The sequence below is a fragment of the Intestinibacillus sp. NTUH-41-i26 genome (assembly GCF_032769475.1).
GTDB classification, from domain to species: Bacteria; Bacillota; Clostridia; order Oscillospirales; family Butyricicoccaceae; genus Agathobaculum; species Agathobaculum ammoniilyticum.
The window spans coordinates 1,337,984-1,357,240 of sequence record NZ_CP136477.1; the positions used below are offsets into that span (position 1 = coordinate 1,337,984).

The window sequence follows — 19,257 nt, forward strand, 5'->3', positions numbered from 1 at the left end:
CAACATGGAACAATCCGTATCACTGGAGCGGCGGCGGGGGCTGGACGGCTTCCAGCTCAAGCTCATGGCGCTTGTCATTATGACGATCGACCATATCCACTATTTCGGCTCGGCCTTAACCGATATGCCGCTGATTTTGACGCTAATCGGCCGTATTGCCGCGCCGGTTTTTGTGTTTTTCGTGGCCGAGGGCTTTGCCCATACGCACAGCCGATGGAAGTATCTGCTGCGTTTGTACATAGGCGGCGTGCTGATGTATATTATAAATACCATAGTGAATATCTATTTCCCGCTGCCGGGCGGGATGATTGTGATGAACGGCATTTTTACGACTATGGCGGTTATCGTCATTTACCTTTGGTGGATCGAGAACACGCGCAAGGCCCTGCGCGGACGCAGGTACGGCCTCGCGGCGCTGTACATACTGGCGATGGCAGCGCTTCTGCTTTCCATTGTGCCGGTGCAGATGCTTTTGCCGGTGTCGCCGCTGGCAGTGCAACTGGCAACCATTTTCGTACCCAGTCCGATCTGGTGCGAGGGCAGCATACTGATTGTGATGATCGGCATAGGCTTTTATTATTGCCGGAATAACAAACGGGCGCTTGCGATTTTCTATACGGTGTTCCTGGGGATCGTACTCGCCCTGCAATGCCTGGCTGCTTTTGACTGGGAGGTCGTTGCTTCGGTTTTCTTCATGTGGCTGGCGCTGCCGTTCCTCCTGCAGTATAACGGAAAGCGGGGGCGGGGCATGAAGTACCTTTTCTACCTCTATTATCCGGCGCATGTATATATTTTTGCAATAGCGGCCTCGCTGCTGGGGCGGCTGTAGCAAGGGGAGCGGGATGCGGAAGCATCCTGCTTTTTTGTGGGGCGGAGGCTTGAAAAAAGGAAGAAATATACTATAATAGATTCAGCCGAAACGATAAGGAGGGGCGGCAATGCGTATTTTAGTTGCGGAGGACGAGCGCGACCTGAACCGGCTGATCTGTCAAACGCTGGAGCGCGCCGGCTACAGCGTGGATACCTGCTATGACGGCGAGGCCGCGCTGGACAACCTGCTGGGTGCGGAATATGACTGCCTGCTGCTGGATATCATGATGCCGAAAAAGGACGGGCATGCCGTGCTGCGTGCGGTGCGTGCGCAGGGGAGTACGGTGCCGGTCATTTTCCTGACCGCGCGGGACAGTGTGCAGGACCGGATCGAGGGGCTGGACCTTGGCGCGGACGACTATCTGGTCAAGCCGTTTGATTTTGACGAGCTGCTCGCCCGAATCCGCGCGGCAACGCGGAAATACAGCGTGCAGAAAACCAGCGTGCTGACGCTGGCCGACCTGACGGTGGATACCAGCAGCCGCACGGTCACGCGCGGCGGGAAGGAGATCCGGCTGTCTGCCAAGGAATATGCAATCCTGCAATACCTGATGCAGCATAAGGGGACGGTCATTTCGCGCGCCCGCCTGGAGGACCATATATGGAATTATGACTATGCGGGCGGCTCGAACGTGGTGGACGTCTATATCACCTATCTGCGCAAGAAGATCGACGGAGGGTTTGATAAAAAGCTCCTCCATACGGTCCGCGGCGCGGGCTGGATATTAAAGGAGGAGCCGTGAAGCATCTTTCCGTCAAGCAGAAGCTCACGCTGTGGATCACGCTGCTCATGCTGCTGCTCAGCACGCTGGTACTGGGGTTCATGGTGGCGGTCAGCAGCTCGGTGGTGACAGAGAACGCTTACGACCAACTGACAAGCGCGGTGCAGAACAACCTGTCCGGCATTTCGCGGGAGAACGGTAGCCTAAAATTCAGCGAAGGGTTTTCCTTTACCAACAACGGCGTTTATACCGTCATATACAGTGACAGCGGCGCGCTGCTCGCGGGGCAGCTCCCGTTGGCTTTTCCAGAGGGGACGGCGTTGGAAAACGGTGCCATCCGACCGGTGCAGGGGGTGGACGACAGCTATTATGCGCTTGACCTGTGGCTTCCGTTCGGATGGCAGGATGGCGTCTGGGTGCGCGGTATCTTGCCCGCGCCCGATATTGCTGATGTACTGGACGACCTGGTCGGCATCGCGCTGCTGCTCCTGCCGCTGATGGTCGTGGTGAGCGGGCTGGGGGCGTATCTGCTCGCGCGCTCGACCTTCCGGCCAATCGGGCGCATCATCCAAGCGGCGGAGGCGATCGGCGAGGGGCGCGACTTGTCGCGCCGCATTGGGCTGCCGCCCGGGCGAGATGAGATCAGCCGTCTGGGACAGGCGTTCGACAATATGTTCGCCCGCTTGGAGGCTTCCTTTGAATCCGAGAAGCAGTTTACCTCGGATGCCTCGCATGAACTGCGCACGCCGACTGCGGTCATCCTCGCTCAGTGCGACTATGCCCGCAAGCACGCGGAGGACCCCGCGCAGTACGCGCAGGCGATCGAGGTGATCGAACGGCAGGCCGGCAAAATGTCCGTGCTGATCAGCCAGCTTCTGCAGATGACCCGCCTGGAGCAGGGGACGCAGCGCGCCTGCTTTGAGCAGGCGGATCTGAGCAGCCTGGTGGAAGTCGTTTGCACGGAGCAGCCCGAGTTTCCCAAGGATATTACCCTGCAGGCTGATATCCAGCCGGAGGTCGAAGCCTGCTTCGATGTCACGCTGATCAGCCGTCTGCTGCAAAACCTGATCGATAATGCCGCGCGGTACGGTAAGCAGGGCGGCCATATCTGGGTCACGCTGCGCAGGGAAAGGAAGGATATTCTGCTCGCTGTGCGGGACGATGGCATCGGTATCGCTCAGGAACAGCAGGAGAAGATATGGCAGCGGTTTTACCAGGTGGACGCTTCGCGCGGTAGCGAAGGGGGAACCGGACTGGGGTTGACCATGGTGCGCCAGATCGCCGCCCTGCACAGCGGAACGGTCACGGTGGAAAGCGCGTCCGGACAGGGGAGCTGCTTTACTCTCCGATTTCCTGCGGAGAGCCGTCCGGAAGCGGACGGAACGTCCAGCTGAAAAATTTTCAGAAAAATTCACTTTTTTAATGTTCTTTTAATGTTGGGCTGGTATGCTGTATATGAACTTAAACGAAAGGTGTGAGCAGGATGAAAAAACAGCTTGCCATTATGACTGCCTCGCTGGTGCTGGCCGCAACTTTGGCCGGCTGTGCGCAGCCCGCGCAAAGAAGCGCCGCTCATATGAACTATATCGGCGCGGACGCGGCGAAAAACATGGCGGCAGCGGACGCGCAGGTCGATACCGCGAACGCGAGCTTTTCCGGCGCCAACCTGGGCGAAAAGAACGGGCTTTCCTATTATCAGGTGGACTTTACCGCAAATGGCAGGGAGTACCACTATGCGATTGACGCGATGACGGGTACGGTCATTGAATCGAGCAGCGCGGCTTCGGCGCAGCAGACCACGGGTACGGGCCAGCAGACCGCAACGGCAGGTCAGCAGGCCGCTGCCGCGGGGCAGGTGGATGAAAACCAAGCCAAGCAGATTGCGCTCGACCACGCCGGCGTCGCGGAAAGCGATACGTCGTTTTTGTGGGTAAAGCCGGATTATGAGGATGGCGTCGCGGTCTATGAGGTGGAATTCTACGTTGCGTCAACCAATACCGAGTATGACTATGAGATCGAAGCCGCAACCGGAAGCATCCGCAGCTACGATTACGACGCGGAAAACTACCGGCCGGGGCAGCAGGGCGTGACCGGAGAGACGAAAAGCGAGCAAGAGATTCGCGACATCGCGCTGGCCAAGGTGCCGGGGGCGACGGAAAAGGATATCCGCCTGAAGCTGGACCATGATGACGGCCGCCTGCTTTATGAAGGCAAGATCGTGTACCAGGGGATGGAATATGAATTTGAAATCGACGCTTACAGCGGCGCTATCCAGGAATGGGATGCGGAGTCGATTTTTGATTAAACCAACAAAAATAAAAGGAGGACAATACAATGAAAAAACTGATCTGCACGATGACGCTTGCCGCGCTGCTCTGCGGTGCTGCCAGCGCAGCAAACGGCTCTTACACAGTGTCTGCGGAGCTGAGTCCGGATATCACGGTCAAAATCGACGGTGTGGAGCGCATATTCTATAACGCGCAGGGCAAAGAGATCCACCCGATCAGCTATGCAGGCACCACCTATGTGCCGATCCGTTCGATCGGCGAACTGATGGACAAAAATGTAAACTGGGATGAAGCGACCAGCACGGCGACGATCGGCGGCACGCGCGTCACACCGGATGCCACCGGCACGCCGGATCGGAATGCGAGGGAGCAGGAGATATCTCTGCGCATGGAGCCGGGCTATACCATTGTGATCGATGGGGTTAAGCGCACATTCTATGATGTGAATGGCAAACAGGTCGATCCCGCGCTGTATAATGGTTCTATCTATCTGCCCATCCGCGCGATCGGCGAGATCATGGGGAAAACGGTTTCCTGGAATGAAGCAACGGAAACGGTATTCCTTTCCGGCGGTTCGGCGGATGGCAGCGTGACGGATTTTGATACCTCTAACCCCACAAAGCCGACCAACCCCGTAAATCCCACGCAGCCTACCGGCTCGGTAACGCTGGAGCAGGCCAAACAGACCGCGCTTGACCATGCGGGCAAAACGGCATCGCAGGTCACCTTTGTCAAGGCCTATCAGGATTTTGACGATGGCCGATGGGTTTACGATGTCGAATTCATCGTCCGGTCCGGCAGCGGTTATCTGGAATACGATTATGAGATCGATGCCTCGACCGGCAAGATTATCAGCTATGACTATGATGCGGAGGGCTATCAGCCTTCCGGCAGCGGGAATTCCAGCGCAGGCGTATCAATCAGCGAGTCCACCGCCAAGCAGACCGCGCTGAACCGTGTACCCGGCGCGAGCGCATCCAATATCTACAAGTTCAAGCTGGATTTTGACGATGGCCGCTGGGAGTACGAGGGAACGATCATTTACAACCAGATGGAGTACGAGTTTACGATCGATGCGAACACCGGCTCGATTGTCGAATGGGATGTGGAATCCATCTACGATTAAGGAGCGGTAAAAGGCAGGGAGACGTATCAGTCTCCCTGCCTTTTTATCTATTGCTGCCGGTGCGCCGGGCGGTCGGCCTCTTGGCCGAGCCGGAGGACGCCGTAGGAGTGCGTGACCGGCAGAAGCAGCACACAGGCCAGAGCCGCGCAGCGTCCCAGCTCGCATAGCAGCAGGGGAACGGCGAAAAACACCTCGCCATGCCGTGCAAAATCGCCGATCGCGGCCAAGCCGGCCGCGGAAAAATTGGGGTAGGGCAGCAGCGCGGCGGTATGCGGGCCGAGCAGCAGGAGGGCGCGCAGGGAAAGCAGCGCGAGCAGCGTGCCGCCTGCGCTCAGTCCGCGGGAGGCAGCACCGGCCAGCCCGTCCGGAAGCGCAAGAGAAAGCGCTAGCGCTGCAGGCAGCAGGGCACGGAGGATTGCGCCGGCCTGCCCGAGCAGCGGGGCGGCGGGCGCCTCCCAATAGCTGATACGAAGCTCGCCGAGCGTGAGGATGCCAGACAGCGCCAGCACCGCGCCCGCAGCCCACGCCACCGGCAGCGCCCACATGGCGCACCGGTTCAAACCGGTCGTGGCGGTCAGGAGCGTACACACGGTCAGAAGCAGAATAAGGCTCCAAAGCGGGCGGGCCGGAAACACGGTGTTCCGCAGGAAAAGCCCCATGCGCGCGAGGGACTGGGTCAGCGGCCAGAGCGCGAACAGCGCGAGCGCCCACTGCAATATACGGTACCGGCACCAAAATGGCGCGATGCGCGCCCCGCCGGCACAGAGCAGTGCGCAGACCAGGCTGGCTAACGCGGCGGCATACATGGTCTGGCCATCGACCGGCAGATAAAGAAGTTCGCTGAGCGGCAGCAGCGCGAACAGCGCCGCGCCCCAGCGGGGAAACAGCCGCTCACGCATCTGCGCCGCCTCCGATCTCGCCGCCATCCAGGAAGCAGGAAAGGCGCTCCTCAGAAAAAACCGCCGTGCCTGCGGGGGCGGTCTGGCCGAATTCATCCAGATACAGCGCGGGTAGGATCGCGGTGCCGTTGGCGTGCAGCACCTCGGTGGCGCGGTAAAGCGGCATGTCGGGTAGTGTGCCGGAGCGCGCGGCCTGGTCCAGCATTTCGCTGAGAGCGTAGACCTCGTCGTCGTTTTCCAGCAGCACATCCGCCGCGCCGCCGCGAACGACTGCAACGCGCAGGGAAAGGCGGACGTTGTTGTCCTCGCAAAGATAGTCCGCCAAAGGCAGGATGCTTTCCGAGGCCACGTCTTCTGAAATCAGAAGCACCTGCGCATGGCTGAGATACAGCTCGCCCGGCAGAATGTTGCGGAGATTGCGCACCAGTTCAGGCAGGTCGTGGCCGGTAACGGAAAGATAGGCGGGCGCCGCGGCGTCGTCCAGGCTGTCCTGCCGGACGACCTCGGCGGTGAGGCGGTAGCCCGCGTCGATCCGGTCGAGCGCCAGAGCCGATACGGGCGATACCTCGCGCGAACAGCCGCACAGCAGCAGCAAAAGCAAGGGAAAAAGCAAGTTTCGAACGGTTTTCAAGGATTGTCCCCCTTTGCAGATTTTCGGCTTCGTTTGACCGGAAAACGATCATACCGCATAAAGAACCAGGGGGAGCGGAGCCAGGCGTCCTCCTGTTCGGAACGGATACGTGGGACCAGATTGAGCAGATACGGGATGGAGCAGGAGTGCATGCGGCAGAGCCAGGCAAGAATGAGCGCAAGCGCAAGCCCCACGCCGTACAGGCCGTAGGCGGCCGCCGCGGCCAACAGGGCAAAGCGTAGCCAGAGCGCAGCGGCCTGCAGCTTGGGGACCATCAATCCGGTCACGCCCGCGATAGCGACGACAATGACGGTGGGGGCGGCGGCGAAACGGGCGGATACGGCGGCTTGTCCGAGTACGAGACCGCCGACGATGCTCATGGTCTGCCCCATGGCGCCGGGGGTGCGCGCGCCGGCCTCCTTGAGCGCTTCCAGCACCAGCAACAGCAGCAGGGTCTCCCAGCCGATCGGCAACGGCACGCCGCGCTGCGCGGCCGAAACCGCGAACAGCAGGCGGGCGGGTACCAGCTCCCGATGGTACAGCATCAGCGCGACATAGACCGCGGGAAAGGCGATCGTAAAGAAAAAACCCAGGACGCGCAGTACCCGTGAGAGGTTGGCCTGTAGAAAGCTGATATAGTAGTCGTCATTGGACTGAAAGCATTCCTGAAACAGGAACGGTGCGGTCAGTACCACAGGGCTGCCATCCACCACGAGCGCGCAGCGCCCTTCCAGCAGGCGGGCGGCCACGACATCCGGCCGCTCGGTCGTACCCAGCGTCGGGAAAGGAGACCAGCGGTGGTCCCGAATACGCTCGGCCAGGTAGTTGGCATCCAGCACGCTGTCGATATCAAGCTCTTCCAGCTTGCGGCGCAGGTGCGCGACCAGCTTTTGTTCGCACACGCCGGACAGATAGCAGAGACAGACGACCGTATTGGTGCGCCTGCCCGCGCGCAGGAAGGTGAATTTCAGGCGCTTATCGTTCAGCCGGCGGCGGATCAGCGCAAGGTTGGGCATGAAGCACTCGGTAAAGCCCTCGCGCGGGCCGGAAAGCACCCGCTCGTTTTCCGGCTCGGAGGCGGACCGGACGGAAAAACCCTTGGTATTGACCACGACTGGCCGCGCGTCCCCCTCGGTGAACACGACCGAGTCGCCATAGAGGAAGGAGGCGAACAGTTTGCTGGCGTCGGTCTCCACGCGGCTGTCGTTTATTTGGAGGATGGTTTGGGAAAGCTCGTCGGCGGAGACGCGCTTGCAGTCCGAGCAAACGATCGGACGGATCACGCTCTGGTTGATGGCGATGGAGTTGACCATGCCGTCGAAGAAGAACACAGCGCAGGAAAGCCCCTTGTGACCTACGGCACGCCGGACCACAAAGGTATTATCTCCCTGGAAAATCGCCTGCATCAGGCGGATGTTGGTTTCAAGATCGGTGGAAAACGTTATTTTATCCATAGCTTCACCCCTTTGCCAGGGGTATTTTGCACCAAACCGCGAAAGCTTATGCACCGGTGAGGTCCTCGGCCAGCGTTTTGCCAAACAGGCGGATCGCCGCAAGCGCTTCGGGCATCGTATTGCCGGAGGAGCCGACCTCAATCAGCATCGAGCCCGGCCGCGCATGCTGGTTAAAGCGCTGGGTGCGCAGGTTGACCGGCCGCATCAGGCCGGGATAGGTGCGGTTGAGCTTATATTGTAAGCTGGCGACGTAATTGAGATTGTCGCGCCAGTCCGGATGGTTCAGGCCGCCGTCGTCCGTGCCGACAACGAACATCAACTGCGCCATTTCCTCTCCGTCGATCGTACAGGAGGTCTTATAGGCGCGTCCATCGTCTGTCAGAATGGAATCGCGGTGTACGTCGATCACGATCTGGATAGAAGGGTATTCGGTCAGCGCCTCCTCTATCGCGGCGAGGGAGCGGTCATAAGAGCCGGAATAGGCGGGGGAATCAAAAATATCGCGGATATGCACCGCCTGTACGCCGTTGGCCTCCAGAACCTTTTGCAGCTCGTCGCCGACGCGTACAACGTTGTATTTGGTATCGGTTGTGCGCTCGGTTTCGGTTGGCGTGTAGGGGAAAGCCGCGTCGGGCGTGTAGCTTTCGCTGCCATGGGTATGTACGATCAACACCTGCGGGCCTTCCCCATTGTCACGGATCGAGGTGTTGGCCGCGAGACAGGAGGAGACATCCACCTCATAAGAGGTTTCGTTGTTGATCGTTACGGTGGCCGCTTTATCGGCCGCGTGAAGGACGGGCGCGTCGTTTTCCTCCTCCAGCGGGATGTAGGCGCTTTCCGCAATCGGGTCCGATGCCTGTTCGTCGCGTGCCGCAGCCGCGGTGCGCGGGGCGAATACCTCGGTGGTTTCCGGAAAAAAGCCAAGCTCGAGGGAAACGGCGCGGGCGATGAAGCCTGTGTTGCCGGCCAAGCGGTCGAGTGCCTGCTGCGCCAACTCCTCGCCGCCCGCGCGGGCGAACATCAGGAGCGATACGGCCAGACACAGGGCGACAGCGGCGGAAAGCTGTATGCCGCCCCGCCGCTGGTGTTTGTGTCTACGTCTTCTCATATCCGCCACCTCCCTAAGTCTTGTCTCTATCATACGCGCGGCAACGTGCGAGTATGACCGAATCGTGACGATTGTTTCAGGACAGATACAGGTCGATATCCGAAACGGTGAGATGCGGGTGCAGAGCCATGTTGACCGCGTAGCCGATCATACGGGAGATATCCGCGACCTCGCGGTCGATATCGCGCGTGGTAATCATCACGGGACGGGAAAGGTCTTCCAGCGCTTCGCAGGTCGGCCCGCCGAGCTGCCCCGCGATCTCGTGCGCGAGCGTCGCGCCATCTACGACGGTTGGCACACCGATGGCGATGACCGGCACGCCGAGCGTCTGTTCGTTCAGCGCGGCGCGCGCGTTGCCCACGCCCGCTCCCGGCGTGATGCCGGTGTCCGCAAGCTGCACCGTGCGCAGCAGGCGTGAGAGGCGTCCGGCCGCTAGCGCGTCGATAGCGAGCACGGCCGAGGGGCGGATACGGTCGAGTACGCCGCAAACCACCTCGCCCGTCTCAACGCCGGTTTGTCCCAGGACACCGGGCGCCAGCGCGGAAACCGGACGCCAGGAAGAAAACACATCGGGTACCTGTTCGACCAGATGTCGTGTGGCGATCACATGGTCGGCCGCCTGCGGGCCGATCGCGTCCGGCGTGATCATGCGGTTGCCGAGTCCGGCGACCAGAACGGGGCCGTCCGGAGCTTGGGAGGGAAGTAGCTCGCGCAGCAGCGTACTCAGTGCGCGGCAGGCGCGGGGGAATGCGTCCTCCTCACGGCGGATCAGCGCGTCCAACTCCAGCGTCAGGTACCGGCCGCGCGGCTTGCCGATCTCCCGTGCCGCATGATCGGTGCGGATCTCTACCTCATTGACGGAAAAGCCCTCCAGCGTACGTTCGGTTTGCCTGACCTGCTGGTGATCAGCGGCCTGATCCATGTTTTCGATCGCCTCGACCGCAAGGTCTGTGCGAAAAGACATGTCGCTCCCTCCTTTTTTTGTAGTTTGCGAGAGGCGGCCGGTTTTATACAGGGCGCGCGGGAAGAAAGGGCGGCGTCGGGGCGCCGCTGTCAGTGAGGGAAAGCGGGTGGGAGAATTAAAATTCGAAAAAGAGGAAAAAATGCTTGCAATTTGAAAAAACTGATGGTAGAATAGAACTACTGACGAATAGAGAAAAAAGGAGGTGTTTTCGGAATGCCCAACATCAAGTCTGCAAAGAAGCGCGTCAAGGTGAACGCTGTCAAGGCGATGAACAACCAGATGGCGAAGAGCGCGCTCAAGACCACGCTGAAGAAGTTCGATACGGCCGTTGCTGCTGGCGATAAGGCGGAAGCGACTGTTGCTTATACGACTGCTGTCAAGGCGGTTGATCAGGCGGCTGCCAAGCACCTCCTGCATAAGAACAACGCGGCCAACAAAAAGAGCAAGATGACCGTTAAGCTCAACGGCATGGCGTAACCTGCCTTCCAAAATCCCAAGGCTTTTGCCTTGGGATTTTTTATTGTAAGCGAGAACCACCGGCTAAGCCGGTGGTTATGATTGCCGGGAAATAGCCTTGCGGACAATCATTTAGAAAAATATCAAAATAATGCTTGACATCTTGAAGAAGGGATAGTATCTTTTATTTAGATAATTATCTAAATAAAATGCAGGCGCGGCTATGCGCCGGAAAGAGGTGTGCGGGAATGGGGTTCCAAAAAAGCTTTAAGGCGCTCAGCGACCCGATCCGGCGGGATATCCTCGCGCTGCTGCGCGCGGGTCCGATGGCGGCGGGTGATATCGCGGCCCATTTTCAGGTTTCCGGAGCGACGGTTTCGCACCATTTGTCGATTCTGCGTGACGCGGGGCTGGTGCTGGACGATAAGCAGGGAAAGTACATCTACTATGAACTCAACATGTCTGTGGTCGACGAGATCCTGGAATGGGTCACGGCATTGAAAGGTGGAGATAAGCATGAAAAAAATCGGTAAAGCCCAAATTTTTGTCTGGATATTGGCGCTGGTGCCGCTGGTACTGGCCGCGGCGGTATACAGCAGGCTACCGGCGCGGATCCCAATGAGCTGGGATTTCGGCGGCGAGGTGGGCTATGAGCCGAAGTGGCACCTGTGGCTGGTTGCGGGCCTGTCGCCGTTGCTGGCGGCGCTGTTCTATGGTATGCCGGCGCTCGACCCGAAGAGACGCAATTATAATAAGTTTTTCGGGTCCTATATCGGCTTCCAGCTCATGATGATGCTGTTCCTGATTATCATGAACGGCATCTGTGTGGTTGAGGGACTGCGCCCGGGTACGGTCAATGTGGCGATGGCGGTATGTTTGGTGGTCAGCTTGGTCATGGTGTATGTGGGGAATATGATGCCCAAAATCCGCATGAATTGGTACTGCGGCATCAAAAATCCGTGGACATTGTCCAGTGAAGCGGTATGGACACGCACACACCGCATTGGCGGCCGCATGTTTTTCGCGGCAGGCGTGGTCGGTCTGCTGGGCGCGTTTATACCCAATAATACGGCGCGGATCGCGCTGCTGTTCGGGCCGCTGCTGCTGGCGGCGTTGGTGCCGACCGTGCTGAGCTACCTGTGGTTCCGCGCGGAGCAAAGGGGGCGGGCATGAAACGCATCCTGATTTACTTGGTCACGACCTTCGGGCTGACATGGACGTTTTGGAGCATTGGCATCAGCGGACCGGTTGTGATGGGGACGCCTGTTGCGGAGCTGGCTGCGGCAGGGCTGGGAATGTTCGGCCCATCCGCAGGCGTGCTGGCGGTATGGATAGTAACCCGAAGAGAGGGAGGACTGGACCTGCCGCTGCACCCGCGCTTTCAAGGGAACGGGCGCTGGTATCTGACGGCCTGGTTCGCGCCCGCGCTGGCGGTGCTGCTGGGAGGCATTTTGTATTTTGGCTTGTTCCGCAGCCAGTTTGATCCCTCAATGGGATATATGCGCGCGTTTAGCGGTGCGGCGGCGCAGGCTTATTCGAATGGCCAGATTCGCGGCATGGCAGCACTGCAGATCGCGGTGGCGGTTTTTATGGGGCCGTTTCTCAACGTGGCCGCCGGCGCGGGAGAAGAGCTTGGCTGGCGCGGGCTGCTCTATCCAGCGCTGCGGCGCCGCCTGGCTCCAGTGCCGGCCTGCCTGCTCGGCGGGGTTATCTGGGGCGTGTGGCATGCGCCGATGACGGTGCGCGGCCACAATTATGGTCTGGATTATGCGGGATTTCCGTGGATGGGGGTCGTCATGATGTGTGTGTTCTGTACGGCTGTCGGCACGCTGCTGCATGCGCTGACAGAACGCTGCGGCAGCATTTGGCCCGCCGCACTGGCGCATGGCGGATTGAATGCAATGATTTCGGCGCCGATGATGTTCCTGCCCTCGGCCGAGGCTGGAAGTCGCCTGCTGGGCCCCACGGTGGCTGGACTGGTGGGCGGAGTGCCGCTGCTCCTTGCCGCGGCGGCCTGGCTGACTGTAAAATGTCGTCCATCTGGGGAAAATGCAGGGAAAATAGCGGGAAATGGTGCGTGAAAAGCTGGTAACAAAGGCAGATGTGACATTTTTAGTCAAGTTATAACTTGTCAAGTGGGGAGCAATGTGTTATAATCTTGCAGTAAGTTTGCATGGGTGGTGAATACAACCCATGTTTTCAACCTTACAGCAAGGAGAAGATTATGACAAGAACGCGTAAGCTGGCAGCGTTGCTGCTGCTTGTTGCCGTCGTTGCGGTGAGCGTGCTGACTGCGGCGCTCGCGACGGACAACACAAAGACCTATGCGTATTTGCCCGATCACTCGGTTTATTTTTATGATGTTGCAGAGGGCTACGCATGGGCTCACCGCGAAATCGATACGCTGGCAATGAACGGCGTTGTCAAGGGCGGCGGGAACCATCTGTTCTATCCGGGCAACTCTATCACACGCGCGGATTTCATCGTTATGCTGGATCGGGCGTACGGCATGAGCGAGGCGTTGGACAGCGGTGCGATCGCGCCTCAGGGAAGCTTTGCCGATGTGCCGCAGGATGCCTATTACAGCAAGGCGGTGACAGCGGCCAAGGCCTTTGGCGTGGCGAACGGGACAGCGGATAACCGCTTCCTGCCCAGCCGGCCCATGACGCGCGAGGACGCGATGGTATTTCTCAAGCGCACGATCGACCGCACCCAGCTCGACCTGAGTGCTGGAACGCTCTCGGGCTTTTCGGATGCCGGCCAGGTTGCCGTGTATGCAGCGGATTCCGTCAGTGCGCTGGTGGCTGCAAAGGTGATCGGCGGCTCGGATGGCAGGCTGAACCCCAAGATGAACGTCACGCGCGCGGAGATGGCGGTCATGCTGTATCGCGCCACCCATTTGCGCGAGCAGGGCGGCGGCGCAGCCTATCAAGCCCGCGGCGATATTGTCAACGTCTGCATCGGCGCGCAGAGCTACTGCGACGTGGTGATTGAGAATTATGACCCGACCGTCCATTATGGCGAGCTGATGCGCTATTCCAAGCTGCGGCAGGAAAATGGCGTGATGTATATTACGCTGGAGGAGAACCAGCCGATCGATCGAACGGGTGTTTATACTGCCGGCCAGCTTGTACTGAATCATCAGGCCGGAGAGGCAGCGGGGACTACCGCTTATCCGGTCGCTGCGAGCTGCGTGGCAATTGATGTGTCGCAGCCCTATCATCAGATAAAATCGCCGGTCAGTACGGGCAGCATTTATAACTACTGCTATCCTTCGATCGTAAACGGAGAAGTGACCGTCATTTATTATACCCGCCCGTAAACAACAGATCCATCGGAAAAATCCGGTGGATCTTTTTTTGTTCAAGGGCTTGACTCTGACACGGTGTAAGGGGCTATACTGGCCGTGAGCTCAAGAAAAGACACGGATATCTGTGAAAGGAGAATAACCATGCTAAAGATCGGCGAGTTTTCCGGCCTTTCCCGCATCAGTATTCGCATGCTGCGGTATTATGATGAGAACGGCCTGCTCTGTCCCGCGTATATCGATGAAACATCCGGATACCGCTACTATGAGGAGTGCCAGCTTGTGGAAGCGGCGCGAATCGCGGCGCTGCGCGATATAGGGTTTGGTGTGGCTCTGATCGGAGAAATCATACGGGGTGGGGAGCGGACGCTGGAGCGCGCGCTCCGCCAGCGGAGAAAAGAGCTGCTTGAGGAACGGGAGCGGGCAAACAGCCAGCTTCTACGGCTGGAAAGCGCGCTGCATCGATTGGGAAAGGATGAATGCAATATGAAATACGAAGTGACGTGTAAAACCTTGCCCGCAAGATATGTCGCGAGCGTGCGGGATATCCTGCCGGCGTACAGCTATGAGGGACGGCTGTGGCATACGCTGATGAAAGAAACCGCCGCGCTGGGGCTGCAGCCGGACGGCCCGTGCTGCGCGGTGGGCATATACCATGATACGGAATATCGGGACCGCGATGTGGACGTGGAGATACAGTATTCGGTCAAGGGCAGGTATCAGGATACGGAGCATGTCAAATTCAAGACAGTGCCGCCGGTTTTCATGGCTTCCGCCGTTTACACGGGAAGCTACGAAAAGATCAGCGAGGTGAACGCCGCGGTTGCGGCATGGGTACGGGACAATGGATATGTGTTTGATGGGCTGTCGTTCTCGATCTATCATGTCGGCCCGAACGAAACGCAAAATCCGGATGAACTGGTGACCGAGGTGTGCTATCCGGTCCGCAAAAAGGGGGCATAAAAGAAAAGCAGCCGTACCGGTAGGTGCGGCTGCTTGCTTCTTATAACTGTGCGGCAAATACCCGGTCGAGCGCGGGCCAGCTTCGCTTCAGCGAGACGGGACGCCCCTCGCGCCCCATAAAGCAGTGCCGGCTTTCTCCCTCGCAGCGCAACTCGCCGGTCTGCGCGTCGCGCACCTCATACCGCAGCGCCATACGGACGCCGTTGTATTCGATGATATGCGCGGAGATTGACACCATATCTCCGAAATGCGCCATGGTTTTGTATTTGCAGCAGACCTCGAGCACCGGACTGCCGAAGCCCTCGGCCTCGATGCGGTCGTATCCGTAACCGAGCTGTTCGAGCAGGTCGACGCGGGCTTCCTCGAACCAGCGGATATAGTTGGAGTGATGGACGATACCCATACCGTCCGTCTCGTAATATTGGACCTTGTGTTCATAGGGGGTCATGGAAAACGCTCCTTTTGGGAATAAAGCGCCCCTTGCGGGGCGCTTTTCCGGTTGCTATCACTTGAAGTATTGCACGCCGCCCGCAAAGATCGGCTGGTACTTTTCGCCGTAGATATTTCTGCCGACGAACGGGCTGTAACGCTCGGTGTGGCCCATCTTGCCGAGCACGCGGCCGTCCGGACTGGTGATGCCCTCGATCGCGCATAGCGAGCCGTTCGGGTTCCAAGCGATGTCCATGGAAGGCTCGCCCGTCAGGTCGGTGTACTGGAACGCGATCTGCCCGTTCTGCGCAAGGCTGTCAATCACATGCTGCGGGGCAACAAAGCGGCCCTCACCGTGCGACACCGCGATCGAATGCAGGTCGCCCACCGCGCAGGCAGACAGCCACGGGCTCTTGACCGAGGCCACGCGCGTGGTGACATAGCAGCTTTGGTGGCGGCCGATCAGGTTGAAGGTCAGCGTCGGGTCGTCGCCGGTCATTTCGTCGCGGATCTCGCCGTAGGGGACAAGGCCGAGCTTAATGAGCGCTTGGAAGCCGTTGCAGATGCCGAGCATCAGGCCGTCGCGCTTTTGCAACAGCTCGTGGATGCTATCCTTGATAGCGGGGTTGCGCAGGAACGAGGCGATAAACTTACCCGAGCCGTCCGGCTCGTCGCCGCCGGAGAAGCCGCCCGGAAGAATGACCATCTGCGCGCGGCGGACAGCCTGCTCAAGCTGCTCGGCGGACTGGTGCAACGCATCCGCAGAGAAGTTGCGCACCACAACGATCTCGGCCGCGCCGCCCGCGTTTTCAACCGCGCGCGCGGTGTCATATTCGCAGTTCGTGCCGGGGAACACCGGAATAACGGCAAGGGGCTTGGCGGTTTTGACTGTCGGGGCCTTGCAGCTGCGCTCGGTCCAGGATACCTTGGCCAGATGCTCGTCCGCCGCGTCCGCGCGGGTCGGGAACACGCTCTCCAGGCGGCTCTCGAACGCCGCGGTCAACTCGTCCAGCGGCACGCGTTCGCCCGCGACTGTGACCGCGCCGTCGTCCGTCGTGCGGCCGACCAGCCAGTAAGCGGGTAGATCCTCCGCCGCTTCGATCAGGATGCCGCCGAAGTTCTTGAGATACAGCGCTTCGGTGGGGAATGACTCATCAAACGCAAAGCCGATCTGGTTGCCGAGCGCCATCTTGCCCACGCCCTCGGCGATGCCGCCCACGGACAGAGCCCATGCGGATACCGCCTTGCCGGCGGCGATAAGGTTCGCGACCTCGTTCCAGACGTGCTTCATGGTCTGGTAATCGGGCGAGCCGTCCTGGAAATACGGCGCGTCAAAGAAGTAGACGGGGTGGCCCGCAGCCTTGAATTCGGGCGAGATCAGGCGGGACGCGTCCTGCGGGGCGATCGCAAAGGAAACCAGCGTCGGCGGCACGTCCATATCGTCGAACGAACCGCTCATGGAGTCCTTGCCACCGATTGCACCGAGGCACAGCTCCTCCTGCGCGTTGTATGCGCCGAGCAGCGCGGAAAGCGGCTTGCCGAAGCGCTTGGGATCCTTGCCCAGCCGCTCAAAATATTCTTGGAAAGTGAGGTAGGCGGTCTCAAAGTCACAGCCCGCCGCCACCAGCTTGGCGACCGACTCGATCACCGCCGCCGACGCGCCGAGGAAAGGGTTGCGCTCGGTGTAGTAGGGGTCGAAGCCGAACGCCATCACGGAGGCAGTTTCGCACTGGCCGGAGAGCGCGGGCATGGTCGCGGCCATGACCTGCGCCGGGGTGAGCTGGTACTTGCCGCCAAACGGCATGAACACCGAGTTTGCGCCGATCGAACCGTCAAACCGCTCGACAAGGCCGCGTTCCAGGCAGATACCGAGAGTGGAAGCGTGGTTTAACAGCTTTTCCTTTTCGGTCTGGCCCTCCGGTACACACGCGATGGACGGCACAGGCAGGGCGGCGACCTCGGCGGTCACATGCTTGGCGCAGCCGTTGGTGTTTAGGAAGCCGCGGGAAATATCGACAATGGTGTTTCCGTTCCAAGTCATGCACAGGCGGTTTTTGTCTGTGACCGTCGCCACGGCGACCGCTTCGATGTTTTCCCTTGCGGCGGCGGCGATGAACGCATCCGCGTCTTTCGCACGCACGACGACCGCCATACGCTCCTGCGATTCGGAAATCGCCAGCTCGGTACCGTCCAGCCCGTCATATTTCTTGGGTACAGCATCCAGATTGATGTCCAGCCCGTCCGCCAGTTCGCCGATCGCGACAGACACGCCGCCCGCGCCGAAGTCGTTGCAGCGGCGGATCATGCGGGTGACCTCGCCGTTTCGGAACAGGCGCTGGATCTTGCGCTCTTCCGGCGGGTTGCCTTTCTGCACCTCCGCGCCGCAGGTTTCAAGCGATTCCTCGGTGTGCTTTTTGGAGGAGCCGGTGGCGCCACCGCAGCCGTCTCGGCCGGTCTTGCCGCCGAGCAGGATGACGATATCGCCGGCCTCGGGTACCTCGCGGATGACGTTTTCCAGCGGGGCCGCGCCGACAACCGCGCCGATCTCCATACGCTTGGCTACATAACCCGGGTGATAGATCTCATGCACCAGGCCGGTAGCCAGGCCGATCTGGTTGCCGTAGGACGAATAGCCCGCCGCCGCGGTTTGGCACAGTTTGCGCTGCGGCAGCTTGTGCTCGAGTGTTTCGGAGAGCGGCACCGTCGGGTCGCCCGCGCCGGTCACGCGCATGGCCTGATAAACATAGGAACGGCCGGAGAGCGGGTCGCGGATCGCGCCGCCGAGGCAGGTCGCCGCGCCGCCGAACGGCTCGATCTCGGTCGGGTGGTTGTGGGTCTCGTTTTTGAACATCAGCAGCCAGTCCTCATAGCGGCCGTCCACCAGCGCCTTGACCTTGATCGAGCAGGCGTTGATCTCCTCTGACTCATCGAGATTCTTGAGGTAGCCGCGCTTTTTGAGTACCTTTGCGCCTGCGGTGGCAATGTCCATCAGGGTGACCGGACGCTTTGCTGCCTTCTCCTCGCCGTAGACCTCGACGCGCGCCCTGAGATACCGGTCGAATGCGTCCTGCACCATCGGGTCGTCAATCTTCACGCCGTCAATCTCGGTCAGGAACGTGGTGTGACGGCAGTGGTCGGACCAGTAGGTGTCCACCATGCGCACCTCGGTGATGGTCGGGTCGCGCTTTTCCTCGTCGCGGAAGTAGGCTTGCAGGAACTTGAGGTCGTCCAAGTCCATGGCAAGCCCCATGTTCGCCAGCAGGTCGGAGAGCGCGGCCTCGTCCATATGGATAAAGCCGACGACCGAGGCGACCGTGGTCGGGATCGCATATTCGACCCTAAGGGTCGCGGGCTTGTCCATCGAAGCCTCGCGCGCCTCGACCGGGTTGATGAGGTAGCCGCGGATCTTATCCATGTCCGCGTCGGTCAGTGCGCCTTCAAATACATAGATTTTTGCCGCGGAAACCGCCGGCCGCTCGCCGCCGGTCAGGAGCTGGATGCACTGCGCGCACGAATCCGCGCGCTGATCGAACTGGCCGGGCAGCGGCTCGACCGCAAGCACGGTATGAGCGCCCGCCGGACGGGGGAAGTTCTCGTCGTAGCACACGTCCGCCATCGGCTCGGAAAAGACGATGCCCTTGGCTTTTTCATAGGCTTCGGGGGCGAGGCCCTCGGTATCGTAGCGGCAGAGATAACGGACGTGGGTCAGCCCTTTGATCTCCAGCAGGTCGTGCAGGCTGGCGAACAGGCTGCGCGCCTCAACGTCGAAGCCGGGCTTTTTTTCGGAATAACAACGATTGACGCTCATGGTATCGTGTCCTCTCTTTTTATTCTTAACAAGATACTATCTATTTTACCTGTTTTACCCGTATAAATCAATCGGTGAGGGCGACAAATTCCGGAGGAATTCAGGGTTTTCTCTGTATATCCTTGCTGCGCGGACAAATCCCAACCGGATAAATAGCGATGAATTTGCTTTCCGGTTTTCTTTGAAACTCGCGCGTATCAGGTCTTGTAAAACCCGCCGGATGCGGTATAAT

18 protein-coding genes are annotated in these 19,257 nt (G+C 59.7%); 11 read left to right on the forward strand and 7 right to left on the reverse strand.

Annotated features, from left to right (window positions below; translation table 11 throughout):
• The first annotated feature begins 4 nt into the window (after positions 1-4).
• The 5 genes from RX717_RS06850 (at position 5) to RX717_RS06870 (ending at position 5,006) form a co-directional block, all read left to right on the forward strand.
• Positions 5-829 (forward strand): TraX family protein, encoded by an 825-nt coding sequence (locus tag RX717_RS06850; RefSeq protein WP_107630617.1) that lies wholly within the window; start codon positions 5-7, stop codon positions 827-829.
• A gap of 109 nt (positions 830-938) precedes the next feature.
• Positions 939-1,613, forward strand: coding sequence for a response regulator transcription factor (locus RX717_RS06855; protein WP_054326244.1), 675 nt, complete (start codon positions 939-941; stop codon positions 1,611-1,613).
• On the forward strand, positions 1,610-2,986 hold the full coding sequence (locus RX717_RS06860; RefSeq protein WP_054326245.1) for a sensor histidine kinase: 1,377 nt from the start codon (positions 1,610-1,612) through the stop codon (positions 2,984-2,986). Before RX717_RS06855 ends, RX717_RS06860 begins: the two co-directional genes overlap by 4 nt.
• A gap of 89 nt (positions 2,987-3,075) precedes the next feature.
• Positions 3,076-3,897, forward strand: coding sequence for a PepSY domain-containing protein (locus tag RX717_RS06865; protein WP_054326246.1), 822 nt, complete (start codon positions 3,076-3,078; stop codon positions 3,895-3,897).
• A 29-nt stretch (positions 3,898-3,926) separates the two neighbouring features.
• Positions 3,927-5,006 (forward strand): PepSY domain-containing protein, encoded by a 1,080-nt coding sequence (locus RX717_RS06870; protein ID WP_107630615.1) that lies wholly within the window; start codon positions 3,927-3,929, stop codon positions 5,004-5,006.
• Between the two features lie 47 nt (positions 5,007-5,053).
• Here the strand turns inward: RX717_RS06870 and RX717_RS06875 are convergent, their stop codons facing one another.
• The 5 genes from RX717_RS06875 to gpr form a co-directional block, all read right to left on the reverse strand.
• The gene (locus RX717_RS06875) at positions 5,054-5,905 is read right to left on the reverse strand and encodes a hypothetical protein (protein WP_054326248.1); all 852 of its coding nucleotides are present in this window, start codon (positions 5,903-5,905) and stop codon (positions 5,054-5,056) included.
• Positions 5,898-6,536 carry a Ger(x)C family spore germination protein gene (locus RX717_RS06880; protein WP_054326249.1) on the reverse strand — a complete coding sequence of 213 codons (639 nt, stop codon included), beginning with the start codon at positions 6,534-6,536 and terminating at the stop codon, positions 5,898-5,900. Before RX717_RS06880 ends, RX717_RS06875 begins: the two co-directional genes overlap by 8 nt.
• The gene (locus RX717_RS06885) at positions 6,533-7,990 is read right to left on the reverse strand and encodes a spore germination protein (protein ID WP_107630614.1); all 1,458 of its coding nucleotides are present in this window, start codon (positions 7,988-7,990) and stop codon (positions 6,533-6,535) included. The genes RX717_RS06880 and RX717_RS06885 overlap by 4 nt, the downstream gene beginning before the upstream one ends.
• A gap of 46 nt (positions 7,991-8,036) precedes the next feature.
• Positions 8,037-9,098, reverse strand: coding sequence for a stage II sporulation protein P (spoIIP, locus tag RX717_RS06890; RefSeq protein WP_159068031.1), 1,062 nt, complete (start codon positions 9,096-9,098; stop codon positions 8,037-8,039).
• 76 nt (positions 9,099-9,174) lie between these two features.
• A complete protein-coding gene (gene gpr, locus RX717_RS06895; RefSeq protein WP_054326253.1) occupies positions 9,175-10,062 on the reverse strand; it encodes a GPR endopeptidase in 888 nt (295 codons plus the stop codon).
• A 213-nt stretch (positions 10,063-10,275) separates the two neighbouring features.
• Between gpr and rpsT the strand changes: the two genes are divergently transcribed.
• The 6 genes from rpsT to RX717_RS06925 all read left to right on the forward strand — a co-directional run bounded on the left by rpsT (position 10,276) and on the right by RX717_RS06925 (position 14,788).
• Positions 10,276-10,539, forward strand: a complete 264-nt coding sequence (gene rpsT / locus RX717_RS06900) for a 30S ribosomal protein S20 (RefSeq protein ID WP_054326254.1) — start codon at positions 10,276-10,278, stop codon at positions 10,537-10,539.
• 227 nt (positions 10,540-10,766) lie between these two features.
• The gene (locus RX717_RS06905) at positions 10,767-11,051 is read left to right on the forward strand and encodes an autorepressor SdpR family transcription factor (RefSeq protein WP_107630612.1); all 285 of its coding nucleotides are present in this window, start codon (positions 10,767-10,769) and stop codon (positions 11,049-11,051) included.
• Positions 11,035-11,691, forward strand: coding sequence for an SdpI family protein (locus RX717_RS06910; RefSeq protein ID WP_107630611.1), 657 nt, complete (start codon positions 11,035-11,037; stop codon positions 11,689-11,691). The genes RX717_RS06905 and RX717_RS06910 overlap by 17 nt, the downstream gene beginning before the upstream one ends.
• Complete coding sequence (locus RX717_RS06915; protein WP_107630610.1) at positions 11,688-12,599, forward strand: CPBP family intramembrane glutamic endopeptidase; 912 nt, start codon at positions 11,688-11,690, stop codon at positions 12,597-12,599. Before RX717_RS06910 ends, RX717_RS06915 begins: the two co-directional genes overlap by 4 nt.
• 143 nt (positions 12,600-12,742) lie before the next feature.
• The gene (locus tag RX717_RS06920) at positions 12,743-13,840 is read left to right on the forward strand and encodes an S-layer homology domain-containing protein (RefSeq protein ID WP_159068030.1); all 1,098 of its coding nucleotides are present in this window, start codon (positions 12,743-12,745) and stop codon (positions 13,838-13,840) included.
• 129 nt (positions 13,841-13,969) lie between these two features.
• Positions 13,970-14,788, forward strand: coding sequence for a MerR family transcriptional regulator (locus RX717_RS06925; RefSeq protein WP_054326258.1), 819 nt, complete (start codon positions 13,970-13,972; stop codon positions 14,786-14,788).
• A gap of 40 nt (positions 14,789-14,828) precedes the next feature.
• Here the strand turns inward: RX717_RS06925 and RX717_RS06930 are convergent, their stop codons facing one another.
• Positions 14,829-15,236, reverse strand: coding sequence for an acyl-CoA thioesterase (locus RX717_RS06930; RefSeq protein WP_054326259.1), 408 nt, complete (start codon positions 15,234-15,236; stop codon positions 14,829-14,831).
• Between the two features lie 57 nt (positions 15,237-15,293).
• Entirely contained in the window at positions 15,294-19,025 is a 3,732-nt protein-coding gene (locus RX717_RS06935) for a phosphoribosylformylglycinamidine synthase (protein ID WP_107630608.1), read from the reverse strand.
• Between the last annotated feature and the right edge of the window lie 232 nt (positions 19,026-19,257).

Bases quoted from the DNA above. Each gene is read 5' to 3' on its own strand.
- RX717_RS06850 (WP_107630617.1), top strand. From the start codon at position 5: ATGGAACAATCCGTATCACTGGAGCGGCGGCGGGGGCTGGACGGCTTC.
- RX717_RS06855 (WP_054326244.1), top strand. From the start codon at position 939: ATGCGTATTTTAGTTGCGGAGGACGAGCGCGACCTGAACCGGCTGATC.
- RX717_RS06865 (WP_054326246.1), top strand. From the start codon at position 3,076: ATGAAAAAACAGCTTGCCATTATGACTGCCTCGCTGGTGCTGGCCGCA.
- RX717_RS06870 (WP_107630615.1), top strand. From the start codon at position 3,927: ATGAAAAAACTGATCTGCACGATGACGCTTGCCGCGCTGCTCTGCGGT.
- RX717_RS06875 (WP_054326248.1), bottom strand. From the start codon at position 5,905: ATGCGTGAGCGGCTGTTTCCCCGCTGGGGCGCGGCGCTGTTCGCGCTG.
- RX717_RS06885 (WP_107630614.1), bottom strand. From the start codon at position 7,990: ATGGATAAAATAACGTTTTCCACCGATCTTGAAACCAACATCCGCCTG.
- spoIIP (WP_159068031.1), bottom strand. From the start codon at position 9,098: ATGAGAAGACGTAGACACAAACACCAGCGGCGGGGCGGCATACAGCTT.
- gpr (WP_054326253.1), bottom strand. From the start codon at position 10,062: ATGTCTTTTCGCACAGACCTTGCGGTCGAGGCGATCGAAAACATGGAT.
- rpsT (WP_054326254.1), top strand. From the start codon at position 10,276: ATGCCCAACATCAAGTCTGCAAAGAAGCGCGTCAAGGTGAACGCTGTC.
- RX717_RS06905 (WP_107630612.1), top strand. From the start codon at position 10,767: ATGGGGTTCCAAAAAAGCTTTAAGGCGCTCAGCGACCCGATCCGGCGG.
- RX717_RS06910 (WP_107630611.1), top strand. From the start codon at position 11,035: ATGAAAAAAATCGGTAAAGCCCAAATTTTTGTCTGGATATTGGCGCTG.
- RX717_RS06915 (WP_107630610.1), top strand. From the start codon at position 11,688: ATGAAACGCATCCTGATTTACTTGGTCACGACCTTCGGGCTGACATGG.
- RX717_RS06920 (WP_159068030.1), top strand. From the start codon at position 12,743: ATGACAAGAACGCGTAAGCTGGCAGCGTTGCTGCTGCTTGTTGCCGTC.
- RX717_RS06925 (WP_054326258.1), top strand. From the start codon at position 13,970: ATGCTAAAGATCGGCGAGTTTTCCGGCCTTTCCCGCATCAGTATTCGC.
- RX717_RS06930 (WP_054326259.1), bottom strand. From the start codon at position 15,236: ATGACCCCCTATGAACACAAGGTCCAATATTACGAGACGGACGGTATG.
- RX717_RS06935 (WP_107630608.1), bottom strand. From the start codon at position 19,025: ATGAGCGTCAATCGTTGTTATTCCGAAAAAAAGCCCGGCTTCGACGTT.